At 62.5% G+C, this 20,120-nt stretch carries 22 protein-coding genes; 8 read left to right on the top strand and 14 right to left on the bottom strand.

Features of this window, described 5'->3' with window-relative positions; translation table 11 throughout:
* Window positions 1-131: 131 nt before the first annotated feature.
* Window positions 132-1,517 (bottom strand): metalloprotease PmbA, encoded by a 1,386-nt coding sequence (pmbA, locus tag FXN63_RS05635; protein WP_148813551.1) that lies wholly within the window; start codon window positions 1,515-1,517, stop codon window positions 132-134.
* A 147-nt stretch (window positions 1,518-1,664) separates the two neighbouring features.
* Between pmbA and yjgA the strand changes: the two genes are divergently transcribed.
* The 5 genes from yjgA to FXN63_RS05610 all read left to right on the top strand — a co-directional run bounded on the left by yjgA (window position 1,665) and on the right by FXN63_RS05610 (window position 5,047).
* Window positions 1,665-2,282, top strand: a complete 618-nt coding sequence (gene yjgA, locus FXN63_RS05630; RefSeq protein WP_187395118.1) for a ribosome biogenesis factor YjgA — start codon at window positions 1,665-1,667, stop codon at window positions 2,280-2,282.
* Window positions 2,283-2,315: 33 nt separating this feature from the next.
* Entirely contained in the window at window positions 2,316-2,954 is a 639-nt protein-coding gene (gene mog / locus FXN63_RS05625) for a molybdopterin adenylyltransferase (RefSeq protein ID WP_148813549.1), read from the top strand.
* Window positions 2,951-3,625: an alpha/beta hydrolase gene (locus tag FXN63_RS05620; RefSeq protein ID WP_148813548.1), complete on the top strand. Its 675-nt coding sequence runs from the start codon at window positions 2,951-2,953 to the stop codon at window positions 3,623-3,625. Before mog ends, FXN63_RS05620 begins: the two co-directional genes overlap by 4 nt.
* 132 nt (window positions 3,626-3,757) lie before the next feature.
* Window positions 3,758-4,219: a universal stress protein gene (locus FXN63_RS05615; protein WP_148813547.1), complete on the top strand. Its 462-nt coding sequence runs from the start codon at window positions 3,758-3,760 to the stop codon at window positions 4,217-4,219.
* Window positions 4,220-4,540: 321 nt separating this feature from the next.
* Complete coding sequence (locus FXN63_RS05610) at window positions 4,541-5,047, top strand: S8 family serine peptidase (RefSeq protein ID WP_148813545.1); 507 nt, start codon at window positions 4,541-4,543, stop codon at window positions 5,045-5,047.
* Between the two features lie 94 nt (window positions 5,048-5,141).
* Here the strand turns inward: FXN63_RS05610 and FXN63_RS05605 are convergent, their stop codons facing one another.
* Together FXN63_RS05605 and hemN are read right to left on the bottom strand one after the other, a co-directional pair.
* Window positions 5,142-5,942: a sulfite exporter TauE/SafE family protein gene (locus FXN63_RS05605; RefSeq protein ID WP_148813543.1), complete on the bottom strand. Its 801-nt coding sequence runs from the start codon at window positions 5,940-5,942 to the stop codon at window positions 5,142-5,144.
* Window positions 5,942-7,375 carry an oxygen-independent coproporphyrinogen III oxidase gene (gene hemN, locus FXN63_RS05600; protein WP_148813541.1) on the bottom strand — a complete coding sequence of 478 codons (1,434 nt, stop codon included), beginning with the start codon at window positions 7,373-7,375 and terminating at the stop codon, window positions 5,942-5,944. Before hemN ends, FXN63_RS05605 begins: the two co-directional genes overlap by 1 nt.
* Before the next feature lie 93 nt (window positions 7,376-7,468).
* Between hemN and fnr the strand changes: the two genes are divergently transcribed.
* The 3 genes from fnr to FXN63_RS05585 all read left to right on the top strand — a co-directional run bounded on the left by fnr (window position 7,469) and on the right by FXN63_RS05585 (window position 9,424).
* Window positions 7,469-8,221 carry a fumarate/nitrate reduction transcriptional regulator Fnr gene (fnr, locus tag FXN63_RS05595; RefSeq protein ID WP_148813539.1) on the top strand — a complete coding sequence of 251 codons (753 nt, stop codon included), beginning with the start codon at window positions 7,469-7,471 and terminating at the stop codon, window positions 8,219-8,221.
* A 181-nt stretch (window positions 8,222-8,402) separates the two neighbouring features.
* Window positions 8,403-8,984 carry a DJ-1/PfpI family protein gene (locus FXN63_RS05590; RefSeq protein ID WP_148813537.1) on the top strand — a complete coding sequence of 194 codons (582 nt, stop codon included), beginning with the start codon at window positions 8,403-8,405 and terminating at the stop codon, window positions 8,982-8,984.
* Window positions 8,985-9,055: 71 nt separating this feature from the next.
* A complete protein-coding gene (locus tag FXN63_RS05585) occupies window positions 9,056-9,424 on the top strand; it encodes a ribbon-helix-helix domain-containing protein (protein WP_148813535.1) in 369 nt (122 codons plus the stop codon).
* On the opposite strand, the gene FXN63_RS05580 is transcribed toward FXN63_RS05585, so the two are convergent.
* The 11 genes from FXN63_RS05580 to ccoS form a co-directional block, all read right to left on the bottom strand.
* A complete protein-coding gene (locus FXN63_RS05580) occupies window positions 9,409-10,644 on the bottom strand; it encodes a PepSY-associated TM helix domain-containing protein (protein WP_187395117.1) in 1,236 nt (411 codons plus the stop codon). The genes FXN63_RS05585 and FXN63_RS05580 overlap by 16 nt on opposite strands.
* 3 nt (window positions 10,645-10,647) lie before the next feature.
* On the bottom strand, window positions 10,648-13,083 hold the full coding sequence (locus tag FXN63_RS05575; RefSeq protein ID WP_148813531.1) for a TonB-dependent siderophore receptor: 2,436 nt from the start codon (window positions 13,081-13,083) through the stop codon (window positions 10,648-10,650).
* 128 nt (window positions 13,084-13,211) lie between these two features.
* A complete protein-coding gene (locus tag FXN63_RS05570) occupies window positions 13,212-14,216 on the bottom strand; it encodes a FecR domain-containing protein (RefSeq protein ID WP_148813529.1) in 1,005 nt (334 codons plus the stop codon).
* Window positions 14,213-14,785, bottom strand: coding sequence for a sigma-70 family RNA polymerase sigma factor (locus FXN63_RS05565; RefSeq protein ID WP_148813528.1), 573 nt, complete (start codon window positions 14,783-14,785; stop codon window positions 14,213-14,215). The genes FXN63_RS05570 and FXN63_RS05565 overlap by 4 nt, the downstream gene beginning before the upstream one ends.
* A gap of 102 nt (window positions 14,786-14,887) precedes the next feature.
* Window positions 14,888-15,112, bottom strand: coding sequence for a hypothetical protein (locus tag FXN63_RS05560; protein ID WP_148813526.1), 225 nt, complete (start codon window positions 15,110-15,112; stop codon window positions 14,888-14,890).
* Complete coding sequence (gene ccoG, locus FXN63_RS05555; RefSeq protein WP_148813525.1) at window positions 15,066-16,586, bottom strand: cytochrome c oxidase accessory protein CcoG; 1,521 nt, start codon at window positions 16,584-16,586, stop codon at window positions 15,066-15,068. The genes FXN63_RS05560 and ccoG overlap by 47 nt, the downstream gene beginning before the upstream one ends.
* Window positions 16,583-17,530 carry a cytochrome-c oxidase, cbb3-type subunit III gene (ccoP, locus tag FXN63_RS05550; protein ID WP_148813523.1) on the bottom strand — a complete coding sequence of 316 codons (948 nt, stop codon included), beginning with the start codon at window positions 17,528-17,530 and terminating at the stop codon, window positions 16,583-16,585. The genes ccoG and ccoP overlap by 4 nt, the downstream gene beginning before the upstream one ends.
* Window positions 17,523-17,723 (bottom strand): cbb3-type cytochrome oxidase subunit 3, encoded by a 201-nt coding sequence (locus FXN63_RS05545; protein ID WP_187395116.1) that lies wholly within the window; start codon window positions 17,721-17,723, stop codon window positions 17,523-17,525. The genes ccoP and FXN63_RS05545 overlap by 8 nt, the downstream gene beginning before the upstream one ends.
* Before the next feature lie 10 nt (window positions 17,724-17,733).
* Window positions 17,734-18,339 (bottom strand): cytochrome-c oxidase, cbb3-type subunit II, encoded by a 606-nt coding sequence (gene ccoO, locus FXN63_RS05540; protein ID WP_148813521.1) that lies wholly within the window; start codon window positions 18,337-18,339, stop codon window positions 17,734-17,736.
* Window positions 18,340-18,354: 15 nt separating this feature from the next.
* Window positions 18,355-19,836, bottom strand: a complete 1,482-nt coding sequence (gene ccoN / locus FXN63_RS05535) for a cytochrome-c oxidase, cbb3-type subunit I (protein WP_148813519.1) — start codon at window positions 19,834-19,836, stop codon at window positions 18,355-18,357.
* 100 nt (window positions 19,837-19,936) lie between these two features.
* Window positions 19,937-20,119, bottom strand: a complete 183-nt coding sequence (gene ccoS, locus FXN63_RS05530; RefSeq protein ID WP_148813518.1) for a cbb3-type cytochrome oxidase assembly protein CcoS — start codon at window positions 20,117-20,119, stop codon at window positions 19,937-19,939.
* Window position 20,120 lies beyond the last annotated feature (1 nt).

Genomic DNA, 20,120 nt, shown 5'->3' with positions numbered 1-20,120 from the left:
AGCTTGCTGAAATTCCCATGTCACGAACAAGCACACACCATGCCCGGAAGCGCTAGTGCTTCGATGCAGGTGCGCCGAATACATCGCGCTTGCCGCGTGGTGCGGCAAGCGCGGTCACTGACAGCAGCCGCTTATTGCCCGGCAATCGACATCTCAGGGATCAGAATCGACCCTGTGGACTTGGTGCCACGCACGATACGGTCTGCGCCAATGGCAGCCAGCTCGCGGAACATGTCGCGCAGGTTGCCTGCGATGGTGATTTCCTGCACGGCGTGCTGAATTTCACCGTTTTTCACCCAGTAGCCGAAGGCACCACGTGAATAGTCGCCAGTCACGTAGTTCACGCCCTGGCCGATCAGCTCGGTTACCAGCAACCCGGTGCCAAGCTTGCGCAGCATTTCGCGGAAGTCGTCGGTGTCTTGCGTCAGACGCGAGCGCAGTGTCAGGTTGTGCGAACCGCCTGCATTGCCGGTGGTTTGCATGCCCAGCTTGCGCGCCGTGTACGACGACAGGAAGTAACCTTCGACCACGCCGGCTTCAACCACTTTGCGGGCCTGCGTGCGCACGCCTTCATCGTCGAAGGGCGAGCTGCCCAATCCGCCGATCACGTGCGGGTCTTCGCCGATGTCGATGTGGTCCGGGAAGACCTGGGTGCCCAGGCTGTCCATCAGGAAGCTGGATTTGCGATACAGCGCGCCGCCACTGACGGCTTGCGTGAAGGCACCCAGCAGGCCAGCGGCCAGCGGGGCCTCGAACAGCACCGGGAACTTGCCGGTGCGCACGCGCTTGGCCGACAGGCGCGACAAGGCGCGTTCTGCTGCGTAGCGGCCCACGGCTTCCGGGTCGGCCAGCTTTTTCGGGTCACGCGCACTGGTGTACCAGTCGTCGCGTTGCATGCCATTGCCACGACCGGCAATCGGTGCCACCGACAGGCTGTGACGGGAATACGGGTAGCCGTTCAAAAAGCCCCGCGTATTGCCCATCATGAAGTGGCCTTCGAAGCTCGATACCGACGCGCCGTCCGAATTGCGAATGCGCTTGTCAGTGTCGTAGGCGGCGCGCTCGGCGCGGATGGCCAGTTGCGTGGCGCGTTCCGCGTCGATGTCCCATTCGTAATGCAGCTTCAGATCCTGCACATCGGTCGCCAGCAACGATGCATCCGGCAATTCCGCGCACGGGTCTTCTGCCGTGTGATTGGCGATGTGGAATGCTGCTTTCACGGTGTCGCGCAACGCCTGATCGGAGAAATCCGAGGTCGAGGCCGAGCCGCGACGGCGACCTAGATAAACCGTGACATCAAGCGAGCGATCGCGCGTCTGCTCGACGGTTTCCACGTCGCCACCACGCGCATTGACCGACAAACCCTGGCTTTCCGACACTTCGGCTGCCGCGTCCGAGGCACCGACCCGGCGGGATTCCTCCAGGACACGGGTGACCAGTTCACGGAACTGGTCCTGGTTCGCGAGAATCGCGGGACGAGCAGAAGAGGACTTTGCAGAGGAGGACTTCTTGACCATCGTGTTCCAAGGGGTTCGTGCAAACCGGCCCTGATGCCGACCTGCGTACAACGTTTTGTGCGCGTTTCATGCGCGCAATGCGGGGGGCTGCGCCACCCACTGCGCCGGGGCGGTTATCATAGCCAACCCCCAGTATGTATGGTTTCCATGCCCAGATCCAAGCGGTCCTCCCAATACGTCGTCAACGGCGAGACCCCCGAGAAAATTGATTACTCGGGCATGCCGCCCAGCAAATCGCAGGTAAAACGCGAAGCGACGGAACTCCAAGAGCTAGGCGAACGGTTGATAAAACTGTCGCGCGGCAAACTTGTGCAACTGCCCCTGCCGGAATTGCTTTTCGAGGCAATCCTGGAGGCGCAGCGCATCACTGCGCACGAAGGCAAGCGCCGCCAACTGCAATACGTCGGCAAGCTGATGCGCCACGTGCACGCCGAGCCCATTCGCGCCAAGATGGCCGAGTGGGACGGCGAGACACAGACCTCGGTCGATGCCTATCACCGCCTTGAGCGCTGGCGCGATCGTCTGATCGACAGTGACGAGCACTTCACCGCCTTCATGAACGCCAACCCGGCAGGCGATGCGCAGCAACTGCGCGCGCTGATCCGCTCGGCGCGCAAGGAACAGGCTTTCAATCGCGACCTGCCCCAGGGCAATGAGCCGCAACGCAAGGCCTATCGTTCCTTGTTCCAGGAGATCAAGCGCCTGGTGGAAGGCGATGATTACGAGGAACCCGGCTCGGCCCGGGACAACGACGATCAAGACTGACACCAGCACTGACACCAGCCAGGAGATTCGCGGATGACCGCTGCCGACCTGCGTATTGCACGCAGCCATCCCGATGAACTGGTGTGCGGCCTGGTGTCGATCAGTGATCGTGCCTCGCAAGGCGTCTACGACGACGCCGGCATTCCCGCACTGCGTGAATGGCTGGCGAAAGCGCTGACCACTCCGGTGCGTTTTGTCGAGCGTCTGATCCCGGACGAACAGGCAGGCATTTCCGCCACCTTGATCGAGCTTGCCGATCAGGTCGGTTGCGATCTGATCCTGACCACTGGCGGCACCGGCCCCGCGCGTCGCGATGTGACGCCCGAGGCCACGCTGGCAGTGGCGACCAAGGAAATGCCTGGCTTTGGCGAACAGATGCGCCAGATATCCCTGCGCTTCGTGCCCACGGGCATTCTGTCGCGCCAGGTGGGTGTGATCCGTGAACAGGCGGACAGCGCCACGCTGATCCTCAACCTGCCCGGCCAGCCCAAGGCCATCCGCGAAACGCTGGAAGGCTTGCGCGCGGCTGACGGCACCTTGCAAGTGCCCGGCATCTTCGCCGCCGTGCCCTATTGCATCCAGTTGATCGCTGGCCCCTACATCGAAACCGACCCTGCCGTGTGTGCGGCGTTCCGTCCAAAAACTGCGCTGCGCGCCAAGGCCCAAGCATGAGCACTCCTGCCCTGCTCGACTGCGTCGAGATCGAAACCGCCCCCAATCCCACCCGCGCCGTCATCTGGATTCATGGTCTGGGTGCCGATGGTCACGACTTCGCACCCATCGTTCCGGCGCTGGATTTGAAAGGCGTGCCCGCCACGCGTTTCGTGTTTCCGCACGGCCCGGTGCGTTCGGTCACCGTGAACAACGGCATGAAGATGCGCGCCTGGTACGACATCAGGGTGATGGATCTGGTGCGCCAGGAAGACGCCGACGGCATCCGCGAATCGCAGGGCATGATCGAAGCCCTGATCGCCCGTGAAAACGCGCGCGGCATTCCCAGCGAGAACATCGTGCTGGGTGGCTTCTCGCAGGGTTGTGCGATGGCGCTGTACACCGGCTTGCGCCACCCCCGCCGCCTGGCAGGAATCGTCGGCTTGTCTGGCTACGTGGTCCTGCCGGCCGACTTCGCGTCGGAACGCGCTGCCGTCAACGCCAAGACGCCGGTATTCCTGGCGCATGGCGTGCATGACCCGGTGGTGCCGTTCGCCCGCGCCGAACACACGCACAAGCTGCTGCAAGGCGTGGGGCAGCCGGTTGAATGGCATACCTATCAGATCCCGCATTCGGTTTCACCCGCAGAGCTTGCCGACGTGGCCGAGTTCCTGCGCCGCACACTGGCCTGACGCAGGCCGTTGGCCTCGGCATCTGGGCAGATTCTTCTGCCCAGGTGTTTCCGTTGATCCGGGTCATGGCGTTGCCATGAAGAACTCGGCTATCCTGCCTGGGCATGCCCTACCCGAGGAGGAACCAACACCATGTTCAAGAAGATCCTGCTTCCCACGGATGGCTCCCCGCTATCAGCCCAAGCCGCCAATGCCGGTGTCACCTTCGCGCGCTCGATCGGCGCTGAAGTCGTCGCCTTGCATGTCACTCAACCCTTTGCCGCCACCATCGGTTTCGATGGCATGGCAGCGGCCTATGCAATCACCGACGAAGCCTACGAAGAAGCTTCTGCCGACCAGGCAAAGCGCTTCCTGACTGGCGTGATCGACCGTGCGCACACGGCTGGCGTTACTGCAACATCACTGACGGTATCGAACTTCAACGTAGCCGATGGCATCGTCCAGGCGGCTGAAGAAACCGGTGCAGACCTGATCTTCATCGGCAGCCACGGCCGCAGCGGCCTGTCGCGTTTGCTGTTGGGCAGCGTGACGGCCAAGGTGTTGTCGCTTGCGACCATCGGCGTGCTGGTCTACCGCGTGCGCGAAGAAAAATAAGTCAGTGTGCACAGTGAGTGTTGAGCCTTAACGTTGCAATTGAGCGTTGAAACTGAGCATTGAAACTGAGCGTTCAACACCGGCGCTCAATCTGAGCGTTTAAAGGTGCGCAACTGAATATGGCACTTTTTGCTGCGCCCCCGCCCACGCGGCGGCGCAGCAACACCGCAACGGCGTTCTGCCCGAGCAACCAGGCACCAAGCCTCACCCATCCTCTTGAAACCCCGATATATCGCCATTTCCGTGCTGCCGCAATAATGCGGTCGCAATGCTTGGGCACGCTGATTGCTGAATGCTTTCCATCTTTCGACGGAGACTTCCATGCACCTGCATCCCCACCTCCGCACGTCATTTCCGCTGATCGCTGCCTCGCTGGCGATTGCGTGTACCGCTTGCACCGCGATGCCGGACGAACCCCTGGCATCGGGTACAAATAACGACATTCTGGTGGCGCAGTCCACCAATGCCCCACCCGCCCCGCCCTCGCAGCCGACCCAGATCGTGAAGATCGAAGTTGCGCCTGCAGTGGAGACCGCTGCGCAGACGCCAGCCGGCGATCCGCTGATGACACCGTGGCGTCATTACGTCGACGGCCAGTTGATTGTCATGTACCAGGATGGTCACCGCTCTGCCGCCGCCCGTGCTGCCAATCAGCAGATCGGCGCGAAAGTGATCCAGGCGTTTCCGGTGATGCGTGGTGCGCTGGTGGCGCTGCCGGCTGGCATGAGTGTGCCGGAAGCGGTGGCTCGTTATCAGGCACTGCCTGGCGTGATCAATGTGTCGCCGAACGCGGTGGCAACCGAGCCTGATACGGTTGCAATGCACTGAGTTTTGCCGCTGAGCCTCAACACTGAACCTCGTACACGGCATGAGTCCAGCGGCGCTGTCGCCGACCGGATCTATGCCGCGATGCAAGGCAGTGTCAGCTGCCCGGCAGACAGAAATCCGACGGCAGGTTGCCCATGGCAACCCACACGATCAATGCCAGTGCAAAGCTGAAAGTCAGTGCGCCGGCCAGACGGATGCCAAGCGATTCCTTGCCTGCTCGCATCAAGGCCATCAATCCGCGTTGACCCAGCCATAGCTGTACGCCAGAGCCAGCAGCAAACGCCATCATGGCTACCGTGCCGGTAAGCACGTCCTGCGTCAGCCAGGCAATGGCAATCGCCGAATACAGAATGCCACAGGGCCACAGCGCCCATGCAATGCCAATCAGGAAAGTAGAGCGTGTGGGAGCCTTGCCCGGGCTGGTGTTTCGGCCAATGCCCGCCACCGGGACACGCACTTCCACTGTTTGCCCCATGCCAGCGCCGGCGGCAGCCGGCGTCATCACGCGCTGCGTAACACCGCTGCCGGCGTACGCTGGCCCACTGCTGGCCCTCAACACGCTGCGCGCCGCGCGCAGCAAGCCTTCCTGTACCCAGCGTGGATGACGACCGGTAAGCAACATCCAGCCACCCAGCATGGCCAGCAACACATGGCTAAGCAACCAGATCGGATGCAGCCACGCGGCCGCGCCGGCCACATGCGCCATGCCCACCGCACCAGCCGAAGCCAGCCCGCCCAATACCCCATACCCGAGGAAACGCCCCAGGTGAAACCAGGCAGCGTCGGCAGGCGTACGCGCTATCGCCACGGAAGCCGGGCCGCACATGGCGACACAGTGGACACCGCCGGCCAGTCCGAGCAAGGCAGTCGCCGTCACCACCGACAGGTTAAGCATTACAAGATCCGCGAAAATTGCACCTGTGCGCTGGCACGTTGTGCATAGCGGTCGAACACCCGCGCAATCGCGCGCACCAGGAACCAGCCGGCTTCCGTGACACGCAAACCTTCCTCATCGATTTCGACCAGACCCTGGGACACGAAGGTATCCATCATCGCCAGCTCTTCGGCGAAATGCCGGCGCGAGTCGATCAGATACGAGATGTCCATGACCTCGAAATTCAGCACGCCCTGGCACATGATTGCCATGATGACGGCGTGGCGCAGCAGGTCGTCCGCGCTCATGGCATGGCCACGGAACACCGGCAGGCGGCCGCCTTCGATGGCGTCGTAATACTCGTCCAGCGTGCGCACATTCTGCGCATAGGTGGCGCCCACGCGGCTGATGGCCGACACGCCCAGCGCAATCAGGTCACAGTCCGGCTGCGTGGTGTAACCCTGGAAGTTGCGGTGCATGCGACCCTGCCGCTTGGCAATCGCCAGCGCGTCATCGGGGCGTGCAAAGTGGTCCATGCCGATGTAATCCCAACCCGCATCGCCCAGACGGGTGATCGCGCTGTGCAACATGGCGACCCGTGCACTGGCGCTGGGCAGATCGTAATCATGAATGCGGCGCTGCGGCTTGAAGCGATCCGGCAGGTGCGCGTAGGCATAGACCGCCACACGATCGGGTGCCAGCCGGGCAAGCGTGTCCAGCGTGCGAACGAACGAGTCGGGGGTCTGCTTGGGCAGACCGTAGATCAGGTCTACGTTGATCGACTCGAAGCCTTCGGCACGCGCCGCTGCCATCAGGCTGAATACCTCATCTTCGGACTGCACACGGTGCACCGCTGCCTGCACATCGCGGTCGAAATCCTGAATGCCGAAACTCAGGCGATTGAAGCCCATGCGGCGCAGCGCATGCAGGCGTTCAGCATCGACCGTACGCGGATCGACCTCGATCGAACGTTCGGCATTTGCGGCGAACGGGAGCAGGCTTTCAAGCTTGTAGACCAGCGACTGAAGCTGATCGTCGTCCAGAAAAGTCGGCGTGCCGCCCCCCAGATGCAGCTGGGTGACTGGCGAGGTGTGCGACATGGCCTGGCGCGTCAGTTCGGCCTCGCGGAACAAGGCGGCCAGGTAACGGCGTGCCTTGGTCTTGTCGCGTGTGACAACCTTGTTGCAGGCGCAGTAATAGCAGATCGACTCACAGAACGGCACATGCACGTACAGCGACAGCGGCCGGGCAAGACCACCGATGCCGCGCACGGCGAGCGCGTGGCGGTGGGCGTCCAGATCGTGGGCTTCCGTGAAGCGATCGGCCGTGGGGTAGGATGTATAGCGAGGGCCAGGGGCGTCAAGCCGCGCCAGCAGCGCGGTGTCGGGGACGAATCCCGCGCCCCGATGCGCGGACGTCTGGCGGGTGGGATCGGGATTGCTGATCGGTTCCATGCAGCAACTTTGCCCCACTGGCTACAGGTGTGATTTGATCCAGGTCAACCCGCTTGCAGGTCGTTACACCGTACACTTGCGTCAGGAGAACACATGTCAGATGCCACCACGTCACCCCTGCGTCACGACCCGCCCGCTTTGAAAGAAGTCCAGGTCAGTTGTTCCAAATGCAATCTGCGCGAGCTTTGCATGCCGGTCCGTTTGCGCGAGGACGAACTCGATGTCCTCGATCGCCTGATCGCCAATCGCAAACGCGTGCCGCGCGGCAAACCTCTGTTCAGCAACGGCGACAAGTTCGGCGCGATCTATGCCATTCGCTCCGGCACCTTCAAAACACGCATCAACACGGCCGATGGCCGTGATCAGGTGACGGGTTTCCATATCTCCGGCGAAATCGTCGGCCTCGACGGCATGGGCGGTGAACAACACGCCTGCGACGCGATGGCGCTGGAAGATTCCGAAGTCTGCGTGATTCCGTACGACCGCCTTGAAGAGCTGTCGCGCGAGTGCACCACCCTGCAACAGCACTTCCACCGCCTGATGAGCCGCGAAATCGTGCGCGACCACGGCGTGATGCTGCTGCTGGGCAGCATGCGCGCCGAGGAACGTCTGGCCGCTTTCCTGCTCAACCTGGTGACCCGCATGCGGGCACGCGGATTCTCGGGCAGCGAACTGGTGCTGCGCATGACACGCGAAGAAATCGGCAGCTATCTGGGCCTCAAGCTTGAGACCGTCAGCCGCACCTTCTCGAAGTTTGCCGAGGAAGGACTGATCTCGGTGAACCAGCGCCACATCCGTATCGAGCAGCCAGAGAAGTTGCGCCAGATGGTCGGCACGCACGCTTGAGCCAGCGGTTTGCATTGCGGAAAACACTAGCCGTCTGCATGCGCATGTAGCACCCCGGTGCTACCCGCCCGCCCCCACAGCGGGCGGATACTTCCTGCCGGGGGGACACGCCCCCGAGGCGCAGGCTCTTGCGCCTCCACCCTGACGTCCGCCTCAAGCGGGCGCATTCTGGAGATTGGACATGGCAGCCAAACGCATTCTTTTCCTGGCCGGCGATTACGTCGAAGACTACGAACTGATGGTCCCGTTCCAGGCGCTCGCCGCCGTAGGCCACCAGTGCGATGTCGTGGCCCCGGAAAAGGCCAAGGGCGATCAGATCCGCACCGCCATCCACGACTTCGAAGGCGACCAGACCTACAGCGAAAAGCGCGGCCACAACTTCACGCTCAATGCCAGCTTCGCCGATGTCGATCCGGCTTCGTATGACGCGCTGCTGATCCCGGGCGGCCGCGCCCCCGAGTACATTCGCCTGAACCCGCGCGTGCTGGAAATCGTCAAACACTTTGCCGATGCCAACAAGCCCATCGCAGCCGTCTGCCACGGCCCGCAACTGCTGGCCGCAGCCGGCGTGCTGAAGGGTCGCAAAAGCTCGGCCTACCCGGCTTGCGCGCCGGAAGTGCGTCTGTCGGGCGGTGAATTCGTTGACGTGCCGATCGACGGTGCCTACACCGACGGCAACCTGGTGACCGCGCCCGCATGGCCGGCACACCCGGCATGGATCGGACAATTCCTGGCCTTGCTGGGCACCAAGATCACGCTGTAAAACTCAGCGTGCGCCGCCGCGCCGCCGGACTGTTCCGGCGGCGGGTGTGACGCTCAAGGAGATGGCTTCCCATGTGCAGCATCTACTCGCACACCGACCCGATTCTTTACGAATCGCGCACGCGTTCGATCCGCATCATGAAGGCGGTCACCAGCATCAAGCTGGAAAACCTGTTCTGGCAGACGCTCACCGAGCTGGCCAATGAGAACGGCATGACCACCAACCAGCTGATCGCCAAGCTGTTTGAAGAGGTCTACGCGTTCCGCGGCGAGACCACCAATTTCACGTCGTTCCTGCGGGTCAGCTGCCTGCGGTACATGGCATTGAAAGCCGATGCCAGCATGGATGGGCGCGAGGTCTGGCGACGGGCCATCGCGTCCACAGGCGCGGTTGAACCGGCAGAGGCAATGCAAGCTGCCGAGGCTCACCGCGCAGCTTGAGCACGAGGGGCAGCGTGCACCGGACGCGTGGTGCGCGCCTGCCGTTTTCGACGCCAGATGATCCACCCGGTCACGCTCAAGACAACGACCACGATCCCCAGTATCGACACCGCCAATTGCAACGGCCATCCCCATAGCGCCGCCATGTGCAGGCTGGTCAGCCACAGGGTCGCGGTGTCGCCCGCCACGCCACCGGTGGGTAACTGAACACCGCGCAGCTTTCCGTCTGCGGCATCGAAGAACACGTGGGTGCTACCCGTCTTGTCGCGGATGTCCTGCGTGCTGCGCACGGTGTAACGATAGAGATTGGCGCGCGGATCGAAAGCCAGCCAATGTTCGCCAACGATCCCAAGCTGCTTTTCCTCCGTCATGGTCGCCATGTGACGACGCCCTTGCGTCAGGGCTTGCTCCCAGTCCATGCTCGTCTTTGATCCAGACGCAGACTGCCTGAGCGCGCGGCGAAGGTCGGGCTGCTGATCCAACCAGACCCCCATCACCGGTCGGTATACCGCTGGCAGGTTGAAGGCGACACTGCTCCAGGCCATGCCCAGCAGCAACACCCACAACCACAGGCCGGACGCCCGGTGCAGATCGAAGCCCAGCTTGTAGCCACGGCTGCTGACGCGCAATGCCCACGCAGCGCGCCATCGCGCCAACCACGACTTGGCCGGGCCACCCGCGCGCCGTTTTGCTGCCCGCGCGGGGAAGGTCAGAAATGCGCCAATGAAACAGTCCAGCGTCCAGAGCAAGGCCACCACGCCCAGCACCCATTCACCGGTCGAGCCGGCCAATAACGAGGTGTGCAGCCGGTGGATCACAGGCAGCAGATTTTTCAGCCCATCGGTGGGGTCACCCCAGCGACGGTCACCTTGTATCAGGCCGGTCGCCGGGTCGATGAACACTTCCAGCAACACCGGCGATGCTGACCCGGGGTCGGTCAGCCAGACCGGAAAGGCCACGGTCTTGCCGGGATGCCGCGCAAGCGGGATGGCCAGCACCCGCCCCTGCGGATACGCGGCAACCACGATGTCGCGCAGCACGGCCGGCACCATCGGTGCCAATGCTACTGATGTGGCGGGTGTGCGCAGCAGTTCCGGCGCAACCCAGGCATCGAGTTCGTCATGCCACGCCAGTATCGACCCGGTGGCAGATGCCAGAATCAAAAATGCCAGCGTGGCCAGACCCAGCCATCGGTGCAGCAGGACAAGTCGTGCGCGCACGATTTACCAGCGGTAGCTGACGGTCCCGATGATGCGTCGCGGCTCGCCGTAGTCGCACACGTTGTTGTAGCAAATGGACGGAATGTAGGTCTTGTCGGTCAGGTTGCTGATGTTCAGTGCATAGCTCCACGGACCGTTTTCGTATTCCAGTCGGGCATCGAGCAAGGTGTAACCCGGGCCGCCGAACGAGCCGCTGGCGGGGCGGTCGGGTCGTGCGGCCACGTAGCGGATGCCCATGCCGGTGCGCCAGCCCGGCAATCCGGCCGACGACAGGTTCACATCGGCCCACAGCGACGCCATGTGGCGCGGCGTGTTGAAGCGTTCACCGACTTCGCCCGGCACGTTGCTGGCACGCACTTTGGCATCGGTGTAGGTATAGGCGGCGATGACATCCAGTTCGCGTGTCACGCGTGCACGTGCTTCGAATTCCGCGCCGCGTGAGCGCACCTTGCCGGTCTGCACCAGGAAGGTCGGGTCTACCGCGTCCGGGCTTAGTACGTTCTTGCGCGTCAGGTCGAACACGCTGGCGCTCAGCAAGGTGTCGGATTCCTTTGGCTGGTAGCGCACACCGACTTCGACCTGCTGACCCCGGCTGGGATCGAAGCGGGTTTCATTGCGGTCACGGCCAGACGTGGGTTCGAACGACTGGCTGAAGCTTGCATAGGGTGCAAAGCCGTTGTCGGCCAAGTACACCACGCCGGCACGACCGGTGAATGCCGAATCCTTTTCATTGCTGTCGGTGGACGGTGCATGCAACGCCCGATTTTCAGCACGGACCTGATCGCGGCGGCCGCCCACCAGAATCACGAGCTTGTCGTCGATCTTGATCTGGTCCTGCAGATAAAAGCCCAGGCGCGCTTCCTTGTTGCGGCGCTGTTGCCACGGCAAGGCCGTGACCGTGCCGTTTTGATAGACCGGGTTGTAGATGTCGATGGCAGGCAAGTTGCCACGCAGCCGGTCGCTGTCATAGGTCGAGCGTGTGTAGTCCATGCCGGCCAGCACCGTCTGCGTTACCCGACCGGTCTGGAATCGTTTTTCGATATTGGTGTCGCTGGTGAACACGCCCGTGGTGTCGTCGAAACCACGCGCCGATCGTGCCACCCGACGCTGCGTTGCGCGATCCACGTCACCTTGCAGCAGCACATACCGAAGATTCAGATCCGCGTTGTACTGGCGTACCGACTGGCGGATTTTCAGGCTGTCGGAAAACGCGTGCTCGAACAGCAAAGATGCCGAGGTCGATTCCAGCTCGAAGGTGTTGTGATTGGGCTCGCCCAGAAAACGTTCGCGGGCAATCTGGCCGTTCGGATTGGACCGCAGGGAACCCGTCACGGGCACCGCAGTGGGGTACACACTTTCGCTGCGCTGATACGCTGCCAACAAGGTCAAGGACGTTGCGGCCGACGGTCGCCAGGTCAAGGCCGGTGCCAGATAGGTCCGGTCGTCGCGGCTGTGGTCGACAAACTGCCTGGCGTCCCGAACCAGGCCTGTCAACCGGTACGACCACACACCTTCGTCATCCAGCGGCCCGCCGAAATCCGCAGACAATTGGCGGCGCGAAAAACTGCCCGCATCGACGTTGATTTCGCGCAGGCGCTCAGAGGTCGGACGCTTGCTGACGGTGTTCACGATGCCGCCCGGTGCGGCCGCGCCGTACAACACCGACGATGGTCCTTTGAGCACTTCGATGCGTTCCAGCCCATACGGCTCTTGTTTGCCGTTGTACTGGTTGATCATGTAACGCATGCCGTCGCGGTAGTAGCTGCCCGTCTGCGGATTGGCCTCGAAGCCACGAATGCTCATGGTGTCTTCGAACATCGAGCTTTTGGCGACGATGCCCGACATCAGGCCCGAGGTGTAGCCCAGTGCTTCTTGCAGAGACTGCGCTTTCTGGTCGCGGATCTGGCTGGCCCCCACCACCGAGATCGACTGCGGTGTCTCAATGATGGGCGTGTCGGTTTTCGTTGCCGTGGCGCTGCGCGTGGCGACCAGCCCCAGCAACGGCCCGTCGGGGCGCTCTTGGGAGGCGGTCACGGCTACCGGGGTCAGGCGGGTTACGCCGTTGGCTGCGCCCGATACGGCGGGCTGTTGTGCGGGTTGCAGAATGGGTTGCAATACATACGCCCCCTGCGACCGCGTCACCGCGTGCAATCCCGTGCCGCGCAGCAAGGTTTCCAGCCCCTGCTCCACGCCATACCGTCCCACCAAGCCCGCGCTGAGCTTGCCCTGTGTCAGCTCGCCAGAACTGGCGACAAACACACCCGCTTCAGCCGAGAACTGATTCAACACCTGTGCAAGCGGGCCGGGGCCAATCGAGAAACTGCGTGCATCGGCCGCATTTTGTGCAGATACCGGCGCGGCGATGGCCAAGCCTGCGACCCACAACAGGCGCGACGAAAGCCGGAATCGCGAAGACCGGGCGGGAAAGAGAGAAGACATGGACGCGGGATCTCGTGGATGGGGAACTACCCATAGGCCGGATGGGATTCCCAAAACCGGAACACGAATTTGTAACAGTGGCGAGGATTCACGGACAACGATGAATGCTCAGCCTGCCCTACGCACAATCAACGCGCTTGAATCGTCGTCCACCAAGGCAGCGGTGATCGCACCTGCACCGGCAACACCAGCGTCAGCATATGCAGCGCACGATCGATGTCATCGAGCGGGAAGGTTCCGGTCACACTCAAGGCAGCGATGTCATCGGAATAACCAAGATGGCCGGGCCGATAGCGCGCCAGGTGGGCCACCACAGAGGCCAGCGGTGCCTCTTGCACCTGCAGGATGCGACGGGTCCAGGCACCGGCATCGTTTGTCACCGCAGTCATTGCAGACACCTGCCGCCGATTGCCACGCAATTGCATGCCTGCGGCCACGTCGTAGGCCGGTGCAGCGGCTTCGCCAGCAGGCGCAAAGCGCGCCCGCACCAGCCCTTCAAACACCGACAAACTGGTTTCGTCGGCCGACGACGACACATTGAAGCGCGTGCCCAATGCCTGAAAATGCCCCTCGGTAGTCAGCACAACAAACGGCCGCGCCGCATCGGCAGCCGTGGCAATCGAGACTTCTCCGCGCAACAAGACAAGCTGGCGAAGGTCGCTGCGGTAATCGACACGCAAGGCGGTATCGGTGTTGAGCCACACTTGCGTGCCGTCTTCCAGGCGCAGCGCCAGGAAGCCACCTACGCCAGTGGCATGATCGGCACGCGCAGCCGCCAGCAAACGCTGCCCCGGCGCGGTTTGCGCGCCGCCCCAGACCAATGCGCCGGTCGTGCCCAGCAACGCAAACGACCGCAGCACGGTGCGTCGTTGCCGGCGCTGCCTGGCGGCGGTATCCAGCCCCGCCACACTTGCCATGCGTTCGATGCGTCCAGCGACTACCGGCTCGAATTGTTGGCTGACGGCTTCTACCCGCTGCCAGGCGGCACGGTGCGCCGCACTGCGTTCGAACCACTGCTGCCAGTCCGACCGATCACGCTCGGTGACCTGCCCCGAGCTAAGCAGCGCATACCATTCTGCCGCGGCTGCCAGCACTTTGTGGTCGAGCGGCACGCTGTCGTGAGCGAGGCTCATTGCTGGAAGTCTGCCCCGACAGCAAGTGGGGAAGCTGACGAACCAACCCTGTCAGTAGACGATGCGTCATCCACCAGAAAAGCCAGCATCGCCTGCGCGACATACTTGCGTACCATCCGCTCCGACACGCCCAACTCGGCGGCGATTGCCGGGTGCGTCATGCCGTGAATCTTGTGCAGCAAAAAGGCGTGCCGGGTGCGCGTGCCCAGGCGGGCAAGCTTGCGATCAATCGCAACCAACGCCTCAAGGACCAGCGCCTGATCTTCAGGAGATGGATGCAAGGCCTCGGGGTACATGGCAAGCGTGTCTGACCATGCCTGCTCGATGTCGCGGTGACGCCAGAAATCGATCAACAAGCCCCGCGCAACGGTGCTGAGAAACGCGCGCGGCTCGGACACCGGCGCAGCAAAGCCCCGGCGTGCCAGTACTTTGACGAAGGTGTCCTGCGCGAGATCGGCAGCTTGATGCGTATCGTCGAGACGACGATGCAACCAAGCCTGCAACCAGCGGAAATGATCGCTATAGAGACTCCGCACCGAGTCGGTGAAGGCGTACCCCGGGTCGCTCACGGTGATGCATCTCAGAAATGATAATGATACCCATTATTGCATGACACCAAGCACCAGGGGATACGCGCCAAGACACGCGCCAACCGGGTCAGATCACTCGCGTCACTGGTTGCCGGTGGCCTGACGCAGATGCGCCGGTTGCACCGACGAGCCGCCCACCACCGGATCAGCACCTGCAATCGCAATCGCCAGCGTGATGAAACTGGCCACGATCACCACCGCCGGGCCGCCTACCACCAGCCACATCCACGGCGTGCGCCACCACCCTGCCGACAAGGTCTCAGCGGGGGACGAGGAAGACGGATTTTTCGAGGACGCGGATGTCATGAGCGTCAATCTCCTGAATGGTGAACTGGATGGGGTGCGAGCCAGCGGCCAGCACTTCATCGGGGGACAAATGCACGTGGATCACCACGTTGACGGCCTGTGCCGGTGCCAGCAACGGAGACAGACGTTCAGCCTCGGGCACGGACAGTCCGGGCAAGCCCGACACGTCGATACGCAGACGCTGTGCTTTCTCTGATGCGTTCATCAAGTGCAGGCGATACACGTTTTCGATCACGCCATCTTCGATCACGCGACTGAGCGTGGCACGATCCCGGATCACGTCGACCTTCAGCGGTACACGCAGCCACATGCTCAGTACAAAGGCCAGGCAGATGGCAGCAAGCAAGCCGCTGTAGATCAGCACGCGCGGCCGCAGCAAGGTCTTGCGCAGGCTGCGATTGCCACCCGGGTTGGCCAGTGTGTCTTCGGTTGCATAACGGATCAGGCCAGGGGCATAACCCACGCGTTTCATCACGGTGTCGCAGGCGTCGATACAGGCGGCGCAACTGATGCACTCGTACTGCAGCCCGTCGCGGATGTCGATGCCGACCGGACAGACCTGCACGCACAAGGTGCAGTCCACACACGAGCCCAGGCCCAGCGTGGCCGGGTCTTGCTTGCGCGAGCGCGCACCGCGCGGTTCGCCGCGTTTGGTGTCGTAGCCGACGATCAGGGTGCCGCTGTCGAACATCGCGCTCTGGAAGCGCGCATACGGGCACATGTACTTGCAGACCTGTTCGCGCAGCCAGCCGGCGTTGCCGTAAGTGGCGAACGCATAGAACAGCACCCAGAAGCCTTCCCACGGCCCCATGCGCAAGGACAGCAGGTCGAAGCCCAGTACCTGGATGGGCACGAAGTAGCCCACGAAGGTGAAACCGGTCCACAAGGCCAGCAAGCCCCAGATGATGTGCTTCAGGGTCTTGCGCCACACGTAATCGGCGTTGATGCGTCCGGCGTCGCGGCGCATGCGGTGATGGCGCTCGCCTTCGACGCGGCGCTCGATCCACATGAACAACTCGGTGTAGACCGTCTGTGGACAAGCGTAGCCGCACCACACCCGACCAGCCACCGCCGTGAACAGGAACAAGGCCAGCGCACTGATCACCAGCAAGCCCGCCAGGTACACAAAGTCCTGCGGGTAGAACACCAGTTCGAACAGATAAAAGCGTCGCGTCTCAAGCTCGAACAGCACGGCCTGGCGACCGTTCCAGGTCAGCCAGGGCAGACCGTAGAAAAAGATCTGCGTCGCCCAGACCATCGCCCAGCGCCAGGTCGCGAACAAGCCGCTGACCGAGCGCGGGTGGATCTTGCGGTGCTTCTCGTAAAGCGAGACCAGTTCGGGCTCGCTTGCCTTGTCCCCACCCTTGCCACGCGATTTTTCACGCGTGTCATCTGATTGAGCTTCGCGCCTGGCTTCGACGATCGGAATCACTCGACCCAAGCGCGATTCTGTCGGTCCATCGGGTGGTTTCATGGCTTGGTGCTCGCGACCGGTGTCGCCGCTTCAGACGCGCCCGAAATTTTCATCAGATAACCCGTCAGCACGTGGATCTGTGCTTCGGTCAGGCGGTCTTTGTGAACCGGCATGGTGCCCGAGCGACCTTGCATGATGGTCTGGACAATGTCGGCTTCGCGCCCGCCATGCAGCCAGATGCGGTCAGTCAGGTTGGGCGCACCCAGCAGCGGATTGCCTTTGCCGTCAGCACCGTGGCAGGCAGCGCAGGCAGAGAACTTGGACCGGCCAAGATTGGCACGTACCGGATCGTTCTCGCGGCCTGACAGCGACAGCACGTATTGCGCCACGTTGCGTGCAGCGTCTTCACCACCAATGGCATCGCCCATCGGCGGCATGAAGCCGTTGCGACCATCGGTGATCGACGTGCGGATCGCCTCGGCGCTGCCGCCGTACAACCAGTCACTGTCGGTCAGGTTGGGGAAGCCCTTGCTGCCTCGTGCGTCCGAACCGTGGCATTGCGCGCAGTTGTTCAGGAACAGGCGACCACCGACGGCCATGGCTTCCGGGTCCTGGCCCAGCTGTTCAGCCGACTTCGCCGTGAAGCCTGCATACAGCGGTGCAATCTGCTTTTCCAGCGCAGCGCGTTCCAGCTCATAGGCACCGGCAGAGGTCCAGCCAAAGCTGCCGCGGTAAGTCGTCAGGCCCGGATACACAACCAGGTAACCCAGGCTGAAGACCACGGTCAGGTAGAACATCCACATCCACCAGCGCGGCAGCGGGTTGTTCAGTTCACGCAGGTCACCATCCCAGACATGGCCGGTGGTGTTGTCGGCATCGCCCGGTGCAGCCACTTTCTGGCGGCCTTGCTGCCACAGCAACAGGGCACAGGCCAACATGCCCACCACCGTGATGATGGCGATGAAGTACGTCCACAACTCGTTGAAAAAATCGGCGTCAGACATGATTGCTGTTCCTGAGGTTAGGCACATTGCCCGCGTCCGGCGCGGGGCGCGTGTCGTCGGCGAAAGGCAGCCGCCCCGCTTCGTCGAAACTCGCGCGATTGCGGCCGGACCAGGCCCACAGGAAAATCCCGATGAAGCAGGCAAATGCCAGCACCGTGACGGTGGAACGCAGGGTGTTCAGATCGATTTCCATGATGGGGTGCTCACTTCCGGGCCAGGCCCAGGCTCTGCAGATAGGCAATCAAGGCGTCGAGTTCGGTCTTGCCACGGATGGCATCCGCAGCGCCGTTGATTTCTTCATCGCTGTACGGCACACCCACGCGGCGCAGTGCACGCATGCGCGCCGGCATTTCGTCAGCGAATATCGCGGTCTTTTGCAGCCACGGATAACCCGGCATGTTCGACTCGGGCACCACGTCACGCGGGTTGTTCATGTGCAGGCGGTGCCACTCGTCGCTGTAGCGACCACCGACGCGATGCAGGTCAGGACCGGTACGCTTGCTGCCCCACTGGAAGGGGTGGTCGAAGACGAATTCGCCAGCGACTGAGTACGGGCCGTAGCGCAGCGTTTCTGCACGGAACGGGCGGATCATCTGCGAGTGGCAGTTGTAGCAACCTTCACGCAGATAGATGTCGCGGCCGGCCAGTTGCAGCACCGTCAAGGGCTTCACGCCCTCGATGGCCTGCGTGGTGGAACGCTGGAAGAACAGCGGAACGATTTCCACCAGGCCGCCGACGGCGACCACCAGCAGAATCAGGACGACCATCAGCCAGCTGTTGGTCTCGATTTTTTCGTGTGTGAATGCCATGTCGATTCCTTTCGCTCAGACCGTCGCCACGGCAGGCGCGGTGACAGCAGGCTTGACCAGCGGAGCAGCAGCCGCGATGGGCTGCGGACGCTGACGTGCGGTCATTACCGTGTTCCAAGCCATGATCAGCATGCCGGCCAGGTACATCAGGCCACCCACCAGGCGCACCACGTAGAACGGGAAGGTGGCCTTGACCGATTCGACGAAGGTGTAGGCAAGCGTGCCGTCGGGGTTGACCTCGCGCCACATCATTCCCTGCATCACACCGGCCACCCACATGGCGGCGATGTAGAACACCACGCCCAGCGTGCAGATCCAGAAGTGCAATTCAATGGCAGCCACCGAGTACATCTTGGTCTGGCCGTACAGACGCGGGATCAGGTAGTACAGCGAACCCATGGTGATCATGCCGACCCAGCCGAGCGCACCGGCGTGCACGTGGCCGATGGTCCAGTCGGTGTAGTGCGACAGGGCGTTGACCGTCTTGATGGCCATCAGCGGGCCTTCGAAGGTGGCCATGCCGTAGAAGGACAGGGACACGATCAGGAAGCGCAGGATCGGATCGGTGCGCAGCTTGTCCCAGGCACCCGACAAGGTCATGATGCCGTTGATCATGCCGCCCCACGACGGTGCCAGCAGAATCAGCGAGAACAGCATGCCGACCGACTGTGCCCAATCAGGCAAGGCGGTGTAGTGCAGGTGGTGCGGACCCGCCCACATGTAGGTGAAGATCAGGGCCCAGAAGTGCACGATCGACAGGCGATACGAGTACACCGGGCGACCGGCCTGCTTCGGCACGAAGTAATACATCATGCCCAGGAAGCCTGCGGTCAGGAAGAAGCCCACGGCGTTATGGCCGTACCACCACTGCACCATCGCGTCTTGCACACCGGCGTAGACCGAGTACGACTTCATCCAGCTGGCCGGCATCGACAAGCCATTGACGATGTGCAGCAAAGCCACAGCCAGAATGAAACCGCCGTAGAACCAGTTGGCGACATAGATGTGGCGCACGCGGCGCTTGGCGATCGTGCCGAAGAACACGATGGCATAGCAGACCCAGGCGATGGTGATCAGGATCGCAATCGGCCATTCCAGCTCTGCGTATTCCTTGCCACGGGTATAGCCCAGCGGCAGCGAGATTGCGGCAGAGACGATGACCGCCTGCCAGCACCAGAACATGAAGGAAGCCAGCTTGGGGGCGAACAGCGGTGCCTGACAGGTACGCTGCACCACCCAGAATGAACTGCCCATCAACGCACAGCCACCGAAGGCGAAGATCACGGCGTTGGTGTGCAGCGGGCGCAACCGTCCGAAGGACAACCACGGGATATCGAAATTGAGTGCGGGCCAGGTCAGTTGGGCGGCGATGATCACGCCGACCAGCATGCCCACCACGCCCCAGACCACTGCCATGATGCTGAACTGCCGCACGACCTTGTCGTGGTAGACCGGTTGATTGAGGACCGCGTCGTGCGGTCTGCTTTCGGCTGACATGTTGACTCCCTGGTTTCTCACCTATCCACTGTGAGTCAGGGGGTCGAGTTACGTATTGATGCAGATCAAGCGAGGTCCGGGCATGTGCGGAACTCGCGTTTCAACGCGTAGTCCGTGGCCGGATTGGTACACCTGCAGCATCGACTTCACCGGGTTCGAACACCAGTTCGCCTTGTTGCTCAAGATCGTCGAATTGGCCGCCCGACAAGGCCCAGGCAAGCGTGCCGATGATCAGCAATGCCAGCACCGTCGACAGCGGTATCAATAGATAGAGGATGTCCATG

The organism is Pigmentiphaga aceris, from assembly GCF_008119665.1.
Classification (GTDB): Bacteria; Pseudomonadota; Gammaproteobacteria; order Burkholderiales; family Burkholderiaceae_B; genus Pigmentiphaga; species Pigmentiphaga aceris.
The sequence above is the reverse complement of the archived record's forward strand: the minus strand, read 5'-3'. Positions and strand labels throughout refer to the sequence as shown.